Origin of the sequence: Streptomyces desertarenae (genome assembly GCF_042681365.1) — a bacterium.
GTDB classification, from domain to species: domain Bacteria; phylum Actinomycetota; class Actinomycetes; order Streptomycetales; family Streptomycetaceae; genus Streptomyces; species Streptomyces desertarenae.
The window spans coordinates 44,153-61,834 of record NZ_JBHUFU010000012.1 but is presented as its reverse complement, the minus strand read 5'-3'; the positions used below and the strand labels follow the sequence as shown (position 1 = coordinate 61,834).

Below are 17,682 nucleotides of genomic sequence, written 5' to 3'. Positions count from 1 at the left end.
CCGGCCGCGGGGGCACCGCCGTCCCGCTCCCGGGCCGGGTGCCGCCGGTCAGGGCAGGTCGGTGTACGGGGCGAGGAAGGCGCGGGCGCCGGGGCTGTCGAGCCGGTAGGCGACGTTGGTGGCGTAGCACGGGGAGTCGCCGGTGATGGTGGTGCCCACCAGGATCCGCTCGCCGCCGATCGCGGCGAAGTTGGGGCCGCCGGAGTCGCCGTAGCAGGCGCCGCCGTTGCCCTGCGCGCCGATCATGGAGACCCGCACCCACGCCTTGTTGAGGGCGTTGAAGTCGGTGGGCGCCTTCAGGCGGACGCCACCGCCGGGGTGGGTGTGGCCGCCGGGGCCGCGCCGGGCCTCCTGGGTGCCGTAGCCGGCGACGGTGAAGGCGGCGTCGTCCAGCGCGGCGGGGCCCAGGGCGTCGAGCTGCCCGGCGGCGGGCAGGGTGGCCGGGGTGAAGTCCCAGCGCCGCGCCATCTCGTCGGCCGGGACCTCGACGACGGCGATGTCGCGGGTGTCGGAGGAGGGGCCGGGGTAGCCGGGGTGGTTGTGCGCGGTGCCCTCCACGGCGACGGCCGCGGCGACGGCGCCGGGGTCGCCGGGGTGCTCCCCGGCGGCGGCGTCGAGGGCGGCCTGCACGTCCTGGTCGAGGGAGACGTGGAAGCGGGCGCCGGCCGGCCAGTCGGTGGTGCAGTGGGCGGCGGTGAGGAAGGTGTCCCGGTCGATCATGGTGCCGGAGCAGACCCAGTCGACCTGCTCGGGGGTGGCGGGGTCCTCGTCGTGGTCGTGGGAGACCACCAGCGCTCCGACCTCGGTCCGCTCCGGAGCGGGTTCGGAGTTGTAGGAGCTGATCGCCGCGGCGGGTGCCGCGGCGGCCAGCGCGAGGGCGGCGACGGCCGCGGCGGTGGCCGCGGCGGTGGCCGCGGCGCGCTGCCGGGTGGTTGTCAGGCGTATGGCCCGCACGATCGGTGCCCTTTCGGTCCCGGCCGCCCCGGTGGCGGCCCGAGCCGGTATTGAAGCGTGCCGGGGGCGGGCGGGAACACCCCTTGGAGCGGGGGATTCCGTTCGGTGGTCAGCCGTGGGCGCCCTCGGGCGCGTCGCGCAGCAGGCAGGTGAGGCGGGCGGAGCACACGCGCCGGCCCTGCTCGTCGGTGACGGCGATCTCGTAGGTGGCGGTGGTGCGGCCGCGGTGCAGGGGGGTGGCGGTGCCGGTGACGGTGCCGGAGCTCAGCCCGCGGTGGTGGGTGCAGTTGAGGTCCACGCCGACGGCGATCCTGCCCGGCCCGCCGTGGAGCATGGCGCCGATGGAGCCGAGGGTCTCGGCCAGCACGGCGGAGGCACCGCCGTGCAGGAGCCCGTAGGGCTGGGTGTTGCCCTCGACGGGCAGGGTGCCGACGACCTTCTCCGGGGAGGCCTGGAGGACCTCCAGGCCCATGCGGCGGCCGAGGTCCCCCGCGGAGAACAGGGAGGGCAGGTCGACGCCGGACCCGGCCCACTGGTCGATGATCTCCTGCGGGAAGGTGGTGCTGGTCGGCTCGCCCATGGGCCCACGGCTCCGATCGTCGTGCCGGGGCGGTGGAGGTGCGCCGCCCCGGTGCGGATGGTTGCGCTCTACACCGTCTTACTTACCAGAGGCCGGCGCCGGCTCCCCGGCGGGGGTGAGGCGGACCACCACGGACTTGCTGGCGGGGGTGTTGCTGACCTCGTCGGTGGCGTCGAGGGGGACCAGCACGTTGGTCTCGGGGAAGTAGGCGGCGGCGCAGCCGCGGGCGGTGGGGTAGTGGACGACGCGGAAGCCGGGCGCGGTGCGTTCGCGGCCGTCGTCCCACTCGCTGGTGAGGTCGGCGTAGGAGCCGTCGGGCAGGCCCAGCGCGGCGGCGTCGCCGGGGTGGACGAACACCACGCGGCGGCCTCCCCTGATGCCGCGGTAGCGGTCGTCCAGGCCGTAGACGGTGGTGTTGTACTGGTCGTGGGAGCGCAGCGTCTGCAGCAGCAGGCGGCCGGGCGGGACGCGCGGGTACGCCAGGGGCGCGGCGGTGAAGTTGGCCCTGCCGGTGGCCGTGGGGAAGCGGCGCTCGTCGCGGGGGGCGTGGGGGAGGGTGAAGCCGCCGGGGCGGGCGACGCGGGCGTTGAAGTCGGCGAAGCCGGGGATCACGCGGGCGATGCGGTCGCGGATCGCGGCGTAGTCGGCCTCGAACTCCTCCCAGGGCACGGGGTGGTCGGGGCCCAGGACGCGGCGGGCCAGGCGGCACACGAGGGCGGGCTCCGACAGCAGGTGCCCGCCGGCCGGGGCCAGCCGCCCGCGGGAGGCGTGGACCACGCCCATGGAGTCCTCGACGGTGACGAACTGCTCGCCGCCCGCCTGCACGTCGCGCTCGGTGCGGCCGAGGACGGGCAGGATCAGGGCGCGGGCGCCGGTGACGCAGTGGGAGCGGTTGAGCTTGGTGGACACGTGCACCGTCAGCCGGGCCCGCCGCATCGCGGCCTCGGTCACCTCGGTGTCGGGGGAGGCGGCGACGAAGTTGCCGCCGAGGGCGAAGAACACCTTCGCCCGCCCGTCGCGCAGGGCGCGGATGGCGTTCACCACGTCCAGGCCGTGCGCGCGCGGCATGGGGAGGCCGAACTCCTCCTCCAGGGCGTCCAGCAGGGCCGGGGAGGGCTTCTCGACGATGCCCATGGTGCGGTCGCCCTGGACGTTGCTGTGGCCGCGCACCGGGCACACCCCGGCGCCGGGGCGGCCGACGGCGCCGCGCAGCAGCAGGAGGTTGACGATCTCGCGGATGGTGGGCACGGCGTGCCGGTGCTGGGTCAGGCCCATCGCCCAGCACACCACGGTGCGCTCCGAGGCCAGCACCATCTCGGCGGCCCGGTCGATGTCGGCCGGGTCGAGGCCGGTGGCGCGCAGCACCTCCCCGGGGTCGGTGGCGCGGACGGCTGCCGCGAACTCCTCGTAGCCGTGGGTGTGCTCGCGGACGAACTCCTCGTCCACCCCGCCGTCCGCCGCCAGCACGCGGCGGCACAGCTCCCGGAAGAGGGCCTGGTCGCCGCCGAGGCGGATCTGCAGGAACAGGTCGGTCAACCGGGTGCCGCGGCCGGCCAGGCCGCGCAGGGTCTGCGGGTTGTCGAACCGCTCCAGGCCCGCCTCGGGCAGCGGGTTGACGGTGATGATCCGCGCCCCGCCCCTCTTGGCCTCCTCCAGCGCCGAGAGCATCCGGGGGTGGTTGGTGCCCGGGTTCTGCCCGGCGACGACGATCAGGTCGGCGCGGTGGAGGTCCTCCAGCAGCACGCTGCCCTTGCCGACGCCGAGGGTCTCGGTCAGGGCCGCGCCGGAGGACTCGTGGCACAGGTTGGAGCAGTCGGGCAGGTTGTTGGTGCCGAAGCAGCGGGCGAGGAGCTGGTAGAGGAAGGCGGCCTCGTTGCTCGTGCGCCCGGAGGTGTAGAAGACGGCCTCGTCGGGGGAGGGGAGGGCGCGCAGCTCCTCGGCGACGATGTCGAGGGCGCGGTCCCAGTCGACCGGCTCGTAGTGGTCGGAGCCCTCCGCCAGGTACATCGGACGGGTGAGGCGCCCCTGCTGCCCCAGCCAGTAACCGGAGCGGGCCGCCAGTTCGGAGACGGGGTGCCGCGCGAAGAAGTCGGGGGTGACGCGCCGCAGGGTGGCCTCCTCGGCGACGGCCTTGGCCCCGTTCTCGCAGAACTCCGCGGTGTGCCGCCGCCCCGGCTCGGGCCAGGCGCAGCCGGGGCAGTCGAAGCCGTCCTCCTGGTTGACCCCCAGCAGCGTCAGGGCGGTGCGCCGCACCCCCATCTGCCGGTGGGCCGTGCGCAGGGACCGGGCGACGGCGGGCAGCCCGGCGGCCGAGCGGCGCGGGGCGCCGACCGCGGGGGCGTCCTGGACGGGGTCGGTGGCGGGCGGCTTGCGCTTCATGGAGGGTGATCCTGCCACGCGCGGCCGACATGCGGCACGGCGCCGCGGACGCCCGGGAGGGATTGTCGGCGGTGCGTGGCAGGATCGGGGCGTGGCCAACAAAGCATCGACAGCGACCGCAGCACCGACACAGCCGTCCGCGCCCGCCGAGAGGCGCCTGCTCCTGCTGGACGGGCACTCCCTCGCCTACCGGGCGTTCTTCGCGCTCCCCGAGGAGAACTTCTCCACCACCACGGGGCAGCCGACGAACGCCGTCTACGGCTTCGCCTCGATGCTGGCGAACACCCTGCGCGACGAGGTGCCCACCCACCTGGCGGTCGCCTTCGACGTCTCCCGCGTCACCTGGCGCTCGGCGGAGTTCGCCGACTACAAGGCCAACCGCGCCAAGACGCCGGACAGCTTCAGGGGGCAGGTGGAGCTGATCGGCGAACTGCTGGACGCGATGAACGTGCGGCGGTTCGCGGTGGAGGGCTTCGAGGCGGACGACGTCATCGCCACCCTGGCCACGCAGGCGGTGGCCGAGGGCTTCCAGGTCTCCATCGTCACCGGCGACCGCGACTCCTTCCAGCTCGTCAACGACTCGACGACGGTGCTGTACCCCACCCGGGGGGTGTCGGAGCTGACGCGCTTCACGCCCGCGAAGGTGGAGGAGAAGTACGGCCTCACCCCCCGGCAGTACCCGGACTTCGCCGCGCTGCGCGGCGACCCGTCGGACAACCTGCCCGGCATCCCCGGCGTGGGCGAGAAGACGGCCGCGAAGTGGATCAGGCAGTTCGGCTCGCTGGAGCAGCTGCTGGAGCGCGCCGACGAGGTCAAGGGCAAGGTCGGCGAGAAGCTGCGCGAGCACCTGGACGGCGTCCGCCTCAACCGGAGGCTGACGGCCCTGGTGTGCGACGTGGAGCTGCCCGCGGGCCCGGCGGACCTGGAGCGCGTGCCGTACGACCGCAAGGCGCTGGAGGTCGTGCTGGACGCGCTGGAGTTCCGCAACACCGGCTTCCGCGACCGGCTGTACGCCGTCGACCCGGGCGCGGCGGAGGAGGAGGCCGCCCCGTCCGACGGCGTCGAGGTCGACGGCGCGATCCTGGGGACGGGCGAGCTGGCGCCGTGGCTGGCGGAGCACGCCGCGTCCGGCTCGGGCCCGCTGGGGCTCGCCACCGTCGACAACTGGCGGCTGGGGGCGGGCGGTGTCACCGAGATCGCCCTGGCCACGGCCGCCGGTCCGGCGGTGTGGTTCGATCCGGCGCAGCTGGACGAGGCCGACGAGAAGGCGTTCGCGGGCTGGGCCGCGGACGCCGGCCGGCCCAAGGTCATGCACGACGCCAAGGCCGTGATGCGGGTCTTCGCCGAGCACGGCTGGCGGGTCGACGGGGTGGTGATGGACACCGCGCTGGCCGCCTACCTGGTGCAGCCGGGCCGCCGCTCCTTCGCGCTGGACGCGCTGTCGGTGGAGTTCCTGGGGCGTGAGCCGGCCCGCACCGCCGAGGCGAGCGGGCAGCTGACCCTCGGCGGCGACGAGGAGGCCGAGGCGGACGCCCTGATGGGCCGGGCCCGCACCATCCTGGATCTGGGCGAGGCCCTGACCGGGCGGCTGGAGCAGGTGGGCGCGGCCGATCTGCTCAGGGAGGTGGAGCTGCCGACCTCCGAGCTGCTGGCGCGGATGGAGCGCGCCGGCATCGCCGCCGACCGGGCGTGGCTGGGGAACCTGGAGCAGCAGTTCGCCGCCGCCGTCGAGCAGGCGGTGCGCGAGGCGCACGCGTCGGTGGGACACGAGTTCAACCTCGGCTCGCCCAAGCAGCTGCAGGAGGTGCTCTTCGGCGAGCTGGGGCTGCCGAAGACGAAGCGGACCAAGACGGGCTACACCACCGACGCCGACGCGCTGGCCTGGCTGGCGACGCAGACCGAGCACGAACTGCCGGTGGTCATGCTGCGCTACCGCGAGCAGTCCAAGCTGCGCACCACCGTCGAGGGCCTGATCAAGACGGTCGCCGCCGACGGCCGCATCCACACCACCTTCAACCAGACGGTCGCCGCGACGGGCCGGCTGTCCTCGACCGACCCCAACCTCCAGAACATCCCCGTCCGCACCGACGAGGGCCGGGCCATCCGCCGCGGCTTCGTCGTCGGCGAGGGCTACGAGACGCTGCTGACGGCCGACTACAGCCAGATCGAGCTGCGGGTGATGGCCCACCTGTCGGAGGACGAGGGCCTGATCGAGGCGTTCACCTCCGGCGAGGACCTGCACACCACCGCCGCCTCCCAGGTCTTCGAGGTGCCCAAGGACCGGGTGGACCCGGAGATGCGCCGCAAGATCAAGGCCATGTCCTACGGGCTGGCCTACGGGCTGTCGGCCTTCGGCCTGTCGCAGCAGCTCGGCATCGTGCCGGACGAGGCGCGCCGGCTGATGGACGCCTACTTCGAGCGGTTCGGCGGGGTGCGCGACTACCTGCACCGGGTGGTGGAGGAGGCGCGGGCCACCGGCTACACCTCCACCATCCTGGGCCGCCGCCGCTACCTGCCCGACCTCAACAGCGACAACCGCCAGCGCCGGGAGATGGCCGAGCGGATGGCGCTCAACGCCCCGATCCAGGGCACCGCCGCGGACATCGTGAAGATCGCGATGCTGAAGGTGGACCGGGCGCTGGCGCGGGAGAAGCTGCGCTCCAGGATGCTGCTCCAGGTGCACGACGAGATCGTGCTGGAGGTCGCCCCGGGGGAGCGGGAGGCCGTGGAGGAGCTGGTGCGCCGGGAGATGGCCGGGGCCGTCGAACTGCGGGCGCCGCTGGACGTCTCCGTGGGTTCGGGCGGGGACTGGGAGAACGCCGCCCACTGAGGACGCCGCCCGCGGGGGCGCGCCCGGGAGGCGGGCCGGCGGTCCGCCGGCCCGCCTCCCGGGCGCCGCGGGGCAGGCGCGCGGGAAGGGGCCGGGTGAACCGCCGTGGACACCGAGGGAAACGGAAGATCCCCCTCCGGCGTCCTCGTGCGGGGTGGTGGATCGGGTGCCGAACTTGCCGTAGTGTCACGATCGTTGCCGTCCGCACGGGAGCGGGGCGGCCGGAGCGGACGCACGGCAGGCGCGGGCGCTCCGGCGGCGCCGGGAGCACCGGGCGCGCACAGCACTCGAAGCACGGGGAACCGGCGCACGCGAGCCGTCGCGCCGGCGCGGGACATCAGCGTGGAGGATCTGGTCAGATGGCGGGTCGGCTCGTGGGCAGGGTCCGTAGGGGTGTGACCGGCACCGCGGTGGCTGCGGCGGCGATGGCCGCGCTCACCGCGTCGCAGGGGCCCGGTGTGGAACTCGTCCAGCCCGGCGGGAGAGACGCCGCCTCCTCCCCGTCGCCCGATCTGCCCGCCGACGGCAACTCCCCCTACCACACCGACCTCCCGCCGCTGGTCAAGCCGGACAAGCCGGACTCCTCCCACGACCTGCCGGGCGCCACCGGCCCCACCGAGTCGGGCATCCCCGCCACCGTCCTGGCCGCCTACAAGAAGGCCGAGCGCACGCTGAGGGACGAGCAGCCCGGCTGCAACCTCCCCTGGCAGCTCCTCGCCGCGATCGGCAAGGTGGAGTCCGGCCAGGCGCGCGGCGGCGCGGTCGACTCCGGCGGCACCACCCACAAGCCGATCCTCGGACCGGCTCTCAACGGCGTGGGCTTCGCGCACATATCGGATACCGACAACGGCGCGTACGACGGCGACACCCGGTACGACCGGGCCGTCGGACCCATGCAGTTCATCCCGTCCACCTGGGCGGGCTGGGGCGCAGACGGCAACGGCGACGGCCGCAAGGACCCCAACAACATCTACGACGCGGCGCTCGCCGCGGGCCGCTACCTGTGCGCGGGCGACAGGGACCTGTCGGATCGGGCCGACCTGGAGCGGGCCATCCTCAGCTACAACCGGTCGCGGGACTACCTGCGGACGGTGCTGTCCTGGCTGGAGTTCTACCGCAAGGGCGTCCACGAGGTGCCCGACGGCGAGGGCGTGCTGCCCGACAGCCCCGGAGCGGGCAACGAGAAGCGGCCCGCCGAGCCGGACACCGATTCCACCTCCCGCCCGGAGGACCGCCCCGGGAACGGCGGTGGCGGCCGCGAGGAGGACGGCCGGGGAGGCGGGGGCGGCAAGCAGGACCCCCTGCCGCAGCCCACCGCCACCGAGAGCGGAACCGTCGGCCCGCGGCCCACCGTCTCGCCCGTCCTGCCGACGATCGGACCGACCAGGACGCCCATCATCACCCCGCCGCCGGCCGGCGGCACCGGTGGGCCGACCGTGTCCCCGGACCCGACCACCACCTGCCCCGCGGACCCGGAACCCACCGGCAGCGGCTCGCCGACCCCGGAACCCACCGGCAGCGGCTCGCCGACCCCGGAACCCACCACCACGCCGACTCCGGAGCCCACCACCACGCCGACTCCGACCACGACACCGGCCGACGGTCCCGGCGGCCCGGAGGAGCCGGGGGAGTCCGGCGGCCCGGAGGAGCCCTGCGGCGAGCAGGAGGGCGAGCAGGACGGCAGCGGCGAGGAGGCGAAGAAGGACGGCGGAGACGGTGCCGGGAACGCGACCGCGCCCTCCCCGGCCGCGACCCCGTCCCGGTCGGCCCACGCCGTCAGCCGCCTGGGCTGAGACCGCCCGCTCTGGGCCGGCACCGGGTCGGTGCCGGCCCAGAGCGTCAGCGGGACCGGTCCCGCGCCCCCGGGTCCGCCGCGGCCCTGCGCGCGGCGGCCGCCGTCCGCCGCGTCGGCTCCGCGGCCGCCGGATCCTCCGGCCAGGGGTGCCTGGGGTAGCGGCCGCGCAGTTCGGCCCGCACCGAGCGGTAGCCGTCCCGCCAGAACGACGCCAGGTCCGCGGTCACGGCGGCCGGACGGCCCGCGGGCGAGAGCAGGTGCACCAGCAGCGGCACCCGGCCGCCCGCCAGCCGCGGGGCCTCCTGCCAGCCGAACAGCTCCTGGAGCTTGACCGCGAGGACCGGCCGCTCGCCGCCGTAGTCCACCCGTATCCGCGAGCCGGAGGGCACCTCGATCCGCTCCGGCGCCAGCTCGTCCAGCCGTGCCGCCTCGCCGGAGGCCCACGGCAGCAGGGCCCCCAGCAGCCGTCCGGCGTCGGCCCGCTCCAGATCGGCCCGCCGCCGGGCGGAGTCCAGCACCGTGCCCAGCCACTCCCCGGCCCGCTCCAGCAGCGCCTCGTCGGACACGTCCGGCCACGGCTCGCCCACCTCACGGTGGAGGAAGGCCAGCCGCTCCCGCAGCGAACGGGCCTCCCGCGACCAGTGCAGCACCTCCACGCCCTCGTGCCGCAGCCCCTCCAGCAGCGCGGTGCGCACCAGCGCCGGATCGGGGTCGCGCAGCGGACGGGAGGACAGCTCGACGGCGCCCAGCCGCTCCACCCGGCGGGCCACGACGTCCCCGGCGCCCTGCCGCCCCGGGGACCACCCCACCTCCTCCGCGTCCGAGTGCAGCGCCCCGGCGGCCCGGCGCGCGGTGTCCTCGTCGACCGCCGCGGCCAGCCGGACCCGCGCCGAGGCCGAGCCCACCGGCCGGTCGGCGACGGCGACCGCCAGCCAGGGCGCCTCGCGCAGCCCGGAGCCGGGGGAGAGCTCCGCGCGGGTCCCGGAGACCATCAGGTACGTCCGCTCGCCGCGCGAGCGCGCCACCCGCTCGGGGAAGGCCAGCGCCACCACCAGCCCCGCGGCGGCACCGTCCGGCAGCTCCGCCGCGGCCCCCCGCCCCGGCGCGTCCCCGGCGCCCCCCGGCAGGGCGCCCGCCAGGCGGCGGGCCTCCCGGCGCCAGCGCGCCGCGTAGGCGTCGCCGCCGCGGCGCGCGGCGCGCCACGCCGCCGCCACCTCGTCGCCGTACTCCCGCGGCGGCTCCTCACTCAGCAGCGCGACCACCTCCGCCGCCCGCCGGACCCCCACCAGGGGGGCGGCGTCCAGCAGGGCGCGCGCCAGCCGGGGGTGCAGGCCCAGGGCGGCCATCGCCCGCCCGCGCCCGGTGGCCCGCCCCTCCCCGTCCACCGCGCCGATCGCGCGCAGCACCTCACGGGCCGCGGCCATCGCACCGTCCGGCGGGGGGTCGGGCAGCGCCAGGCCGCGGGCGTCCGGATCGCCCCAGCAGGCGGTGCGCAGGGCGAACGAGGTGAGGTCGGCGACCGCGATCTCGGGGGAGGGGAAGCGGGGCAGCCGGTCGTGCTCGGCCTCCGGCCAGCAGCGGTACACCACACCCGGCGCCTCGCGCCCGGCCCGGCCCGCACGCTGCTCGGCCGACGCCCGCGAGACGCGCACCGTCGTCAGCGCGCTCAGACCGCGGGCGTGGTCGGTGCGCGGCTCGCGGGCCAGCCCCGCGTCCACCACCACCCGCACCCCCGGCACGGTCAGGCTGGACTCGGCGACGGAGGTGGCCAGCACCACCCGCCGCCGCCCGCCGCCCCCGGCCAGCACCGCGTCCTGGACGGCCGCCGGGGCGCGCCCGTGCACCTGGAGCACCTCGGTGTCCGCGCCGTCCAGGCCGCCGCCCAGCAGCCCGGCGACCCGCGCGATCTCGCCGGTGCCGGGCAGGAAGCACAGCACGTCGCCGTCCTCCTCGCGCAGCGCCCGCCGCACCACGGCCGCGACGTGCTCCAGCAGCGCCGGATCCACCCGCGTGCCGTGGGCGGGACGCACCGGGCGCGGGGGCGGCGCCCACACCACCCGCACCGGGTGCGCGGCGCCGGGCGACTCCACCACGGGTGCGTCCAGCAGCCGTGCCCAGGCGCCGGCGTCGGTGGTGGCCGACGCGGCGACCAGGCGCAGTTCCGGGCGCAGCGCCGCCCGCACGTCCAGCAGGAAGGCGGCGGCGGTGTCCGCGTCCAGGTGCCGCTCGTGGCACTCGTCCAGCACCACCACGTCCACGCCGGGCAGCTCGGGGTCGCGCTGGAGGCGCTGGAGGAGCACGCCGGTGGTCACCACCTCCACCGCGCACCGCGGGCCCACCGCACGCTCCCCGCGCACGGTGAACCCGATCCGCTCCCCCACGTCCTCGCCCAGCAGCCAGGCCATCCGCCGGGCCGCGGCCCGCACCGCGATGCGGCGCGGCTCGGCCACGACCACGCGCCGCGCGGCACCCGGACCGGGGCCGCTCGGTCCTCCGGGCCCGTCCGGCCCGGCCAGCCCGGCCAGGGCGAGCGGCACCAGGGTGGTCTTGCCGGTGCCCGGCGGCGCGCACAGCACGGCCGCGCCGGACTCCTCCAGGGCGGCGGCGAGGGCGGGCAGGCTGGAGCGCACGGGCAGGTGCCGCAGGGCGTCGGTCCGCTGGAGCATGCCCCCATCCTCCCAGCGCGTCCCCCCGCCCCCGCACGGCCGGCCGCGCGGGAGCGTCCCTCAGCCGCGCTCGCAGACGAAGATCGCCGTGCCCGGGATCAGGCGCCCGCGCAGCGGCGACCAGCCGCCCCACTCCCGGCGGTTCCACTCGGGCCACTCCGGCTCCACCAGGTCCACCAGCCGGAACCCGGAGGCGACGACGTCGCGCACCCGGTCGCCGAGCGTGCGGTGGTGCTCGACGTAGACGGCCCGCCCCCGCTCGTCCTGCTCCACGTAGGGGGTGCGGTCGAAGTAGGAGGCGGCGACGGTCAGCCCCTCGGGCCCCGGCTCGTCGGGGAACGCCCAGCGGATCGGGTGCGTCACGGAGAAGACCCAGCGCCCGCCCGGCCGCAGCACCCGGTGCACCTCGCGCAGCACCCGCACCGGATCGGCGACGAAGGGCAGCGCCCCGTAGGCCGAGCAGGCCAGGTCGAAGGAGCCGGCGGCGAAGGGCAGGGCGCCGGCGTCCGCCTGGACGAGGGGGAACGCCGGTGAGGCGGGGGAGCCCTCCGCGATGCGCAGGGCGTGCCGGAGCTGCCGGCGGGAGATGTCCAGGGCCACCGGCCGTGCGCCCCGCGAGGCCAGCCAGCGGGAGCACTGGGCCGCCCCGGCTCCGACCTCCAGCACCCGCCGTCCGGCCAGTCCCTCCGCCGGCCCCAGCAGCCCGGCCTCCTCCTCGTCCAGGCCCTCCGGACCCCACACGAAGCGGTCGTCGCCGAGGAAGCCGCCGTGCTCGCGCTGGTAGTCGTCGGCGTTCCGGTCCCACCAGCCGCGGCTGGCCCGGCTGCTCTCGGTGTCGCCGGCGTGGCGGCGGGTGACCTCTGGTTCGGTGTGCTGGTTCATGCTGCCCGTCGTCGTGGCCTCGTTCCGGCGCGTGCCCGCCTGCCGGCGGGCTCTCCGCGGCGGCCGGGGGGTCGGGACCGGTCCCCGCCCGCCGGCGAGGGGCCGGACGAGGGGGGATTCGGAGTGCGAACGGAGTGACGTGTGCCGGAAATAAGATGTCCTTCCGGTGTGTCAGCTTTCGCGCATTGACCCCGCCCGGCTGCCCCCGTATGCTACAAGTTGCGCTGCGGGCCTGCGCGCCTCGGACGGAGCAGGTCGCGCTCGCATCTGTTGTATGTCCCCTCGGTGTGTCGAGGTGCTTGTGGTTTCCTCGGGAATCGTTCGGCAGGCGCCTCCCAGGCTGTCCGGCTTCGGCAGTGCGATACGGGCTCTCGGCGTAGCAGTACCTACGACTTCAATGTCCGTACCGGAGCCCTTTTCCACATGACGAGCAGCACCGAGACCACCGTGACCACCCCGCAGGTTGCGGTCAACGACATCGGTTCCGAGGAAGCCTTCCTCGCCGCGATCGACGAGACGATCAAGTACTTCAACGACGGCGACATCGTCGACGGCGTCATCGTGAAGGTCGACCGGGACGAGGTCCTGCTCGACATCGGCTACAAGACCGAAGGCGTCATTCCTTCCCGCGAGCTGTCGATCAAGCACGATGTCGACCCGAACGAGGTCGTCGCCGTCGGTGACGAGATCGAGGCCCTGGTCCTCCAGAAGGAGGACAAGGAGGGCCGCCTGATCCTCTCGAAGAAGCGCGCCCAGTACGAGCGTGCCTGGGGCACCATCGAGAAGATCAAGGAAGAGGACGGCATCGTCACCGGTACCGTCATCGAGGTCGTCAAGGGCGGTCTCATCCTCGACATCGGCCTGCGCGGCTTCCTCCCGGCCTCCCTGGTCGAGATGCGCCGGGTCCGCGACCTCCAGCCGTACGTCGGCAAGGAGCTCGAGGCCAAGATCATCGAGCTGGACAAGAACCGCAACAACGTGGTCCTCTCCCGCCGCGCCTGGCTGGAGCAGACCCAGTCCGAGGTCCGCCAGACCTTCCTCACCACCCTGCAGAAGGGCCAGGTGCGGTCCGGCGTCGTCTCCTCGATCGTCAACTTCGGCGCCTTCGTGGACCTGGGCGGCGTGGACGGTCTGGTCCACGTCTCCGAGCTGTCCTGGAAGCACATCGACCACCCCTCCGAGGTCGTCGAGGTCGGCCAGGAGGTCACGGTCGAGGTCCTGGACGTCGACATGGACCGCGAGCGCGTCTCCCTGTCGCTGAAGGCGACCCAGGAAGACCCGTGGCAGCAGTTCGCCCGCACCCACCAGATCGGCCAGGTCGTCCCCGGCAAGGTCACCAAGCTGGTGCCGTTCGGTGCGTTCGTCCGCGTCGACGAGGGCATCGAGGGTCTGGTCCACATCTCCGAGCTGGCCGAGCGCCACGTGGAGATCCCCGAGCAGGTCGTCCAGGTCAACGACGAGATCTTCGTCAAGGTCATCGACATCGACCTGGAGCGCCGCCGCATCAGCCTCTCGCTGAAGCAGGCCAACGAGGCCTTCGGCGCCGACCCGCTGGCGGTCGAGTTCGACCCGACCCTGTACGGCATGGCCGCGTCCTACGACGACCAGGGCAACTACATCTACCCCGAGGGCTTCGACCCGGAGGCCAACGACTGGCTGCCGGGCTACGAGAAGCAGCGCGAGGAGTGGGAGCGCCAGTACGCCGAGGCGCAGCAGCGCTTCGAGCAGCACCAGGCGCAGGTCCTCAAGTCCCGCGAGGCCGACGCCGAGGCCGAGGCCGAGGGCGGTGCCGGCAGCACCGGCGGTCAGCAGGGTGGCGGCGGCTCGTACTCCTCGGAGTCGGACGACAACTCCGGCGCCCTGGCGTCGGACGAGGCCCTCGCCGCTCTCCGCGAGAAGCTCGCGGGCGGCCAGAGCTGATCTGACCCGGGTCCGCCGGCCGGTCCGGCCGGCGGTTCGCGGTGAAGTCCGCCGCAGGGCCCCCTTCCCCACGGGGAAGGGGGCCCTGCGGCGTTCCGCCCCCGGCACCCGGTCCCGCGCCGGGTGCCCGGCGCGGGACCGGGTGCCGGGCGCCGCGCGGGGCGTGGCACCATCGTGATCACGCAGGGCCTCCGGCCGCCGGCCGCGGGAATGCGCGCGAGGCCGGGGACGTTGCCGGGGCAGGGAAGCGACACGGAGGAGCGGCAGCAGTGCTGGACCCGCAGGGTTTGTACGAGTGGGACCCGACCGGCCTGGTGGAGGCCGAGAGGGCCGTCGGCGAGCCGGGCAGCGCCGGGCTCGTCATGCTCCACCACTTCGAGGGCTTCATCGACGCCGGTGAGACCGGCGGCCAGATCGTCGGGAAGCTGCTGGAGAGCCGGCCGCACCGGACCGTCGCGCGCTTCGACGCGGACCGCCTCGTCGACTACCGGGCCCGCCGCCCGGTGATGACCTTCCGGCGCGACCGCTGGGTCTCCTACGACACCCCCCGGCTGGAGCTGCGGCTGCTGCACGATGCCACCGGCACCCCCTTCCTGCTGCTGTCCGGCCCCGAACCGGACGTGGAGTGGGAACGCTTCACCGCCGCCGTGCGCGCCATCGCCGAACGGCTCGCGGTGCGGATCTCGGTCGGCTTCCACGGCATCCCCATGGGCGTCCCGCACACCCGCCCTGTCGGGCTCACCCCGCACGGCAACCGCCTGGACCTGACCCCTGTGCGGCAGACCCCGTTCGAGGAGGCGCAGGTGCCCGGCAGCGCCGCCGCGCTGCTGGAGCTGCGGCTGGCCGAGGCCGGCCACGACGTCCTGGGCTTCGCCGCGCACGTGCCGCACTACGTCGCCCGCTCCACCTACCCCGACGCCGCGCTGTCCGTGGTCGAGGCCGTCACGGCGGCCACCGGCCTGGTCCTGCCGGACGTCGCCCACGCGCTGCGCACGGACGCGCACCGGGTGCAGAGCGAGATCGAGCGGCAGCTCGCGGAGGGGGACGGCGAACTGGTCGCGGTCGTCCGCGGGCTGGAGCAGCAGTACGACGCCATGGCCGGGGCCGAGACCCGCGGCAGCCTGGTCGCCGAGCCCGTCGACCTGCCCTCCGCCGACGAACTGGGCGCCGTCTTCGAGCGCTTCCTCGCCGAGCGCGAGGGCGAGGGCGGGACCGGGGAGACCGGCGGCGGGGACGCCGGGGCCGGGGACCGCCGGCCCTGAACGGCCGCCGCCCGGGCGCCGACCGCGCCCGGGTACCCTGACGGGGCCGCGGCGGGCACCGACCGGACGCGGCGCGCGGCCCCGCCGCCCGGAGCGGGGCGCGAGACGGACACCGAAGGTGCGGGTGGAGGCACGGCCATGCTCTCCGTGGGGCTGACGGGCGGGATCGGCTCGGGCAAGAGCGAGGTGTCGCGGCTGCTCGGCGAGCACGGCGCCGTGATCGTCGACGCCGACCGGATCGCCCGCGAGGTCGTGGCGCCCGGGACCGAGGGGCACGCGGCGGTGGTGGCCGAGTTCGGCGAGGAGGTCCTGGCCCCCGACGGCACCCTGGACCGGCCCAGGCTCGGCGCCCTCGTCTTCGGCGCCCCCGAGAGGCTCAAGGCCCTCAACGCGATCGTCCACCCGCTGGTCGGGGCCCGCTCCGCCGAGCTCCAGCGGGCGGCGGGCGAGGACGCGGTCGTCGTCCACGACGTGCCGCTGCTGGTCGAGAACGGTCTGGGTCCCCTGTACGACCTGGTGGTCGTCGTCGACGCCTCCACCGAGAACCGGCTCGACCGCCTGGTGAGGCTGCGCGGCATGACCGAGGCCGACGCCCGCGCCCGGATGGCCGCCCAGGCCACGCGCGAGCAGCGACTGGCGGTGGCCGACGTCGTCATCGACAACGACGGCTCGCCGGAGCAGCTCCGGGAGCGGGTGGCGGAGCTCTGGCGGCGGCTGCGCGAACGCGCTTGACCGCCGTGCCGGGCGGGAAGACTCCCCGAATGGGAACCGCGGGACCCGCGGGCCCGGGGAATACGTCCGTGCGGCCGCACGTTGCCGTGGCGGTGCGTTCGCGGCGCCCGTGACGCCCCCGGCGTCCGGGGTGCCCCGGCACCACCATCCGTACCCGAGGACCCGTGATCCCGCGGAACGAACGCGAAGCGGCCGATCCAGGTCGAGGAGGCGTCGACGTGCACGAGGCCACGCCCGAGACCCATGTCATCCAGTACCGCGCCGCGGAGCAGCTGCTGGCCGCCCGCGATCCCAGGGGCGCGCTGAAGCTCCTGGAGTCGGTGGTCGCCGCCTTCCCGGAGAAGACCTCCGTGCGTCTGCTCCGCGCTCGGGCCTTCTTCCTCAGCGCCCAGCTGCGCGCCGCCGAGGAGGAGTTCCAGGTCGTCCTGGAGCGCGAACCGGACAACGCCTTCGCCCACTTCGCCCTCGGCCGCACCCTGGAGCGCGGGGGCCGGGACGGCGAGGCGCTGCGCCACTTCCGCCTCGCCGCCGCGCTGGACCCCCGCCCGGACTTCTGGGAGGCGGCCCGCTTCGGCGACCACGCGGCCTGAGACGCTCCCGGCGGTGCACCGCCCGCCCGGCCACCGGGCGGGCGGCACCCCGCCGCGTCCCTCCGGCCCGGCCCCGCGCCCCCACCCGGACCGAGGGCGGCCGGGGCCTCCCCCGCACCGGGCGGCATGATGGGCACGAGCAGGACACGACGGCCTGCCCGCACTCCCGCCGCCGACCTCTGGACCTCCCGTGACGCCACGACACCGCCGCCGCCCCGGCTCCGCCGCGGGCCGCCCCGCCGTCCCCGCCGCCGCACTCGCCCTGACCGCCGCGCTCGCCCTGGGCGGCTGCGGGACGGTCGGTGGAGAGGGCGGCGGCGACGGCCGGGAGGCCACCGCCTCCGACGGCCGCTCCGTCAACCCGCTGGAGAACGGGGAGGGGACGGGGCCCGGGCTCGCCCCCGTGACCTCGGAGGCGGACCGGGAGGAGGCGCGCCGGCTCATCGGGGAGCTGGCCACCAGGGGACGCGGCCCGGGGACCGGCTACGACCGCGACGAGTTCGGCTACGCCTGGATGGACACCGCCGACGGCGTGCCGCTGGCGCGCAACGGCTGCGACACCCGCAACGACCTGTTGGCCCGGGACGGCCGTGAGCTGCGCTTCCGCTCCGGCTCCGACTGCGTGGTCGTCTCCCTGACCCTGGCCGACCCCTACACGGGCAAGACGATCGAGTGGCGCAAGCAGGACGCCGCCGAGGTGCAGATCGACCACGTGGTGCCGTTGTCGTACGCCTGGCGGATGGGGGCCTCCCGGTGGCCGGAGGGCAAGCGTGAGCGGCTCGCCAACGACCCGCTGAACCTGCTGCCGGTCGAGGGCCGCGCCAACTCGGCGAAGGGCGACTCCGGGCCGGCCTCCTGGCTGCCGCCCAACAAGCGGATCCGCTGCGCCTACGCGGTGCGCTTCGCCCAGGTCGCCCTCGACTACGAGATGCCGGTGACGGCCGCGGACAAGCGGATGATGCTGCGGCAGTGCGGCGGCTGACCGAGCGGCCGGGGCGTCCCGGAGCCCGGGCCGAGGCGGCGCGAGGCGGTCTGGTGGCGCGGCCGGTCCTTCCCCACCATGGGGGAACCGACCGCACCACTCCGCCGGAT

General features: G+C 75.5%; 12 protein-coding genes. 7 read left to right on the top strand and 5 right to left on the bottom strand.

The window, feature by feature from the left end; genetic code table 11:
• Positions 1–48: 48 nt before the first annotated feature.
• The 3 genes from ACFSJS_RS20055 to ACFSJS_RS20045 all read right to left on the bottom strand — a co-directional run bounded on the left by ACFSJS_RS20055 (position 49) and on the right by ACFSJS_RS20045 (position 3,913).
• Positions 49–954: a trypsin-like serine protease gene (locus tag ACFSJS_RS20055; RefSeq protein ID WP_380902328.1), complete on the bottom strand. Its 906-nt coding sequence runs from the start codon at positions 952–954 to the stop codon at positions 49–51.
• Between the two features lie 109 nt (positions 955–1,063).
• Positions 1,064–1,534, bottom strand: coding sequence for a PaaI family thioesterase (locus ACFSJS_RS20050; RefSeq protein WP_380902326.1), 471 nt, complete (start codon positions 1,532–1,534; stop codon positions 1,064–1,066).
• A 78-nt stretch (positions 1,535–1,612) separates the two neighbouring features.
• A complete protein-coding gene (locus ACFSJS_RS20045; RefSeq protein WP_380902324.1) occupies positions 1,613–3,913 on the bottom strand; it encodes an FdhF/YdeP family oxidoreductase in 2,301 nt (766 codons plus the stop codon).
• Positions 3,914–4,004: 91 nt separating this feature from the next.
• Here ACFSJS_RS20045 and polA point away from each other — a divergent pair, with 91 nt between their 5' ends.
• Both polA and ACFSJS_RS20035 read left to right on the top strand, forming a co-directional pair.
• Positions 4,005–6,743 (top strand): DNA polymerase I, encoded by a 2,739-nt coding sequence (gene polA, locus ACFSJS_RS20040; protein ID WP_380902322.1) that lies wholly within the window; start codon positions 4,005–4,007, stop codon positions 6,741–6,743.
• Positions 6,744–7,102: 359 nt separating this feature from the next.
• Positions 7,103–8,536 carry a lytic transglycosylase domain-containing protein gene (locus ACFSJS_RS20035; protein WP_380902320.1) on the top strand — a complete coding sequence of 478 codons (1,434 nt, stop codon included), beginning with the start codon at positions 7,103–7,105 and terminating at the stop codon, positions 8,534–8,536.
• A gap of 46 nt (positions 8,537–8,582) precedes the next feature.
• Here ACFSJS_RS20035 and hrpB read toward each other — a convergent pair whose 3' ends face one another.
• A complete protein-coding gene (hrpB, locus tag ACFSJS_RS20030; RefSeq protein WP_380902318.1) occupies positions 8,583–11,204 on the bottom strand; it encodes an ATP-dependent helicase HrpB in 2,622 nt (873 codons plus the stop codon).
• Positions 11,205–11,264: 60 nt separating this feature from the next.
• Positions 11,265–12,086, bottom strand: a complete 822-nt coding sequence (locus ACFSJS_RS20025; protein ID WP_380902316.1) for a class I SAM-dependent methyltransferase — start codon at positions 12,084–12,086, stop codon at positions 11,265–11,267.
• A 423-nt stretch (positions 12,087–12,509) separates the two neighbouring features.
• Between ACFSJS_RS20025 and rpsA the strand changes: the two genes are divergently transcribed.
• From rpsA to ACFSJS_RS20000, 5 genes are all read left to right on the top strand, one after another.
• Positions 12,510–14,006 carry a 30S ribosomal protein S1 gene (gene rpsA / locus ACFSJS_RS20020; protein ID WP_380902314.1) on the top strand — a complete coding sequence of 499 codons (1,497 nt, stop codon included), beginning with the start codon at positions 12,510–12,512 and terminating at the stop codon, positions 14,004–14,006.
• A 269-nt stretch (positions 14,007–14,275) separates the two neighbouring features.
• On the top strand, positions 14,276–15,268 hold the full coding sequence (locus ACFSJS_RS20015) for a PAC2 family protein (protein ID WP_380902312.1): 993 nt from the start codon (positions 14,276–14,278) through the stop codon (positions 15,266–15,268).
• A gap of 138 nt (positions 15,269–15,406) precedes the next feature.
• Positions 15,407–16,000 carry a dephospho-CoA kinase gene (coaE, locus tag ACFSJS_RS20010; protein WP_380902310.1) on the top strand — a complete coding sequence of 198 codons (594 nt, stop codon included), beginning with the start codon at positions 15,407–15,409 and terminating at the stop codon, positions 15,998–16,000.
• Positions 16,001–16,218: 218 nt separating this feature from the next.
• A complete protein-coding gene (locus tag ACFSJS_RS20005; protein WP_380902308.1) occupies positions 16,219–16,590 on the top strand; it encodes a tetratricopeptide repeat protein in 372 nt (123 codons plus the stop codon).
• A gap of 190 nt (positions 16,591–16,780) precedes the next feature.
• Complete coding sequence (locus tag ACFSJS_RS20000; RefSeq protein ID WP_380902306.1) at positions 16,781–17,572, top strand: HNH endonuclease family protein; 792 nt, start codon at positions 16,781–16,783, stop codon at positions 17,570–17,572.
• Positions 17,573–17,682: the final 110 nt, after the last annotated feature.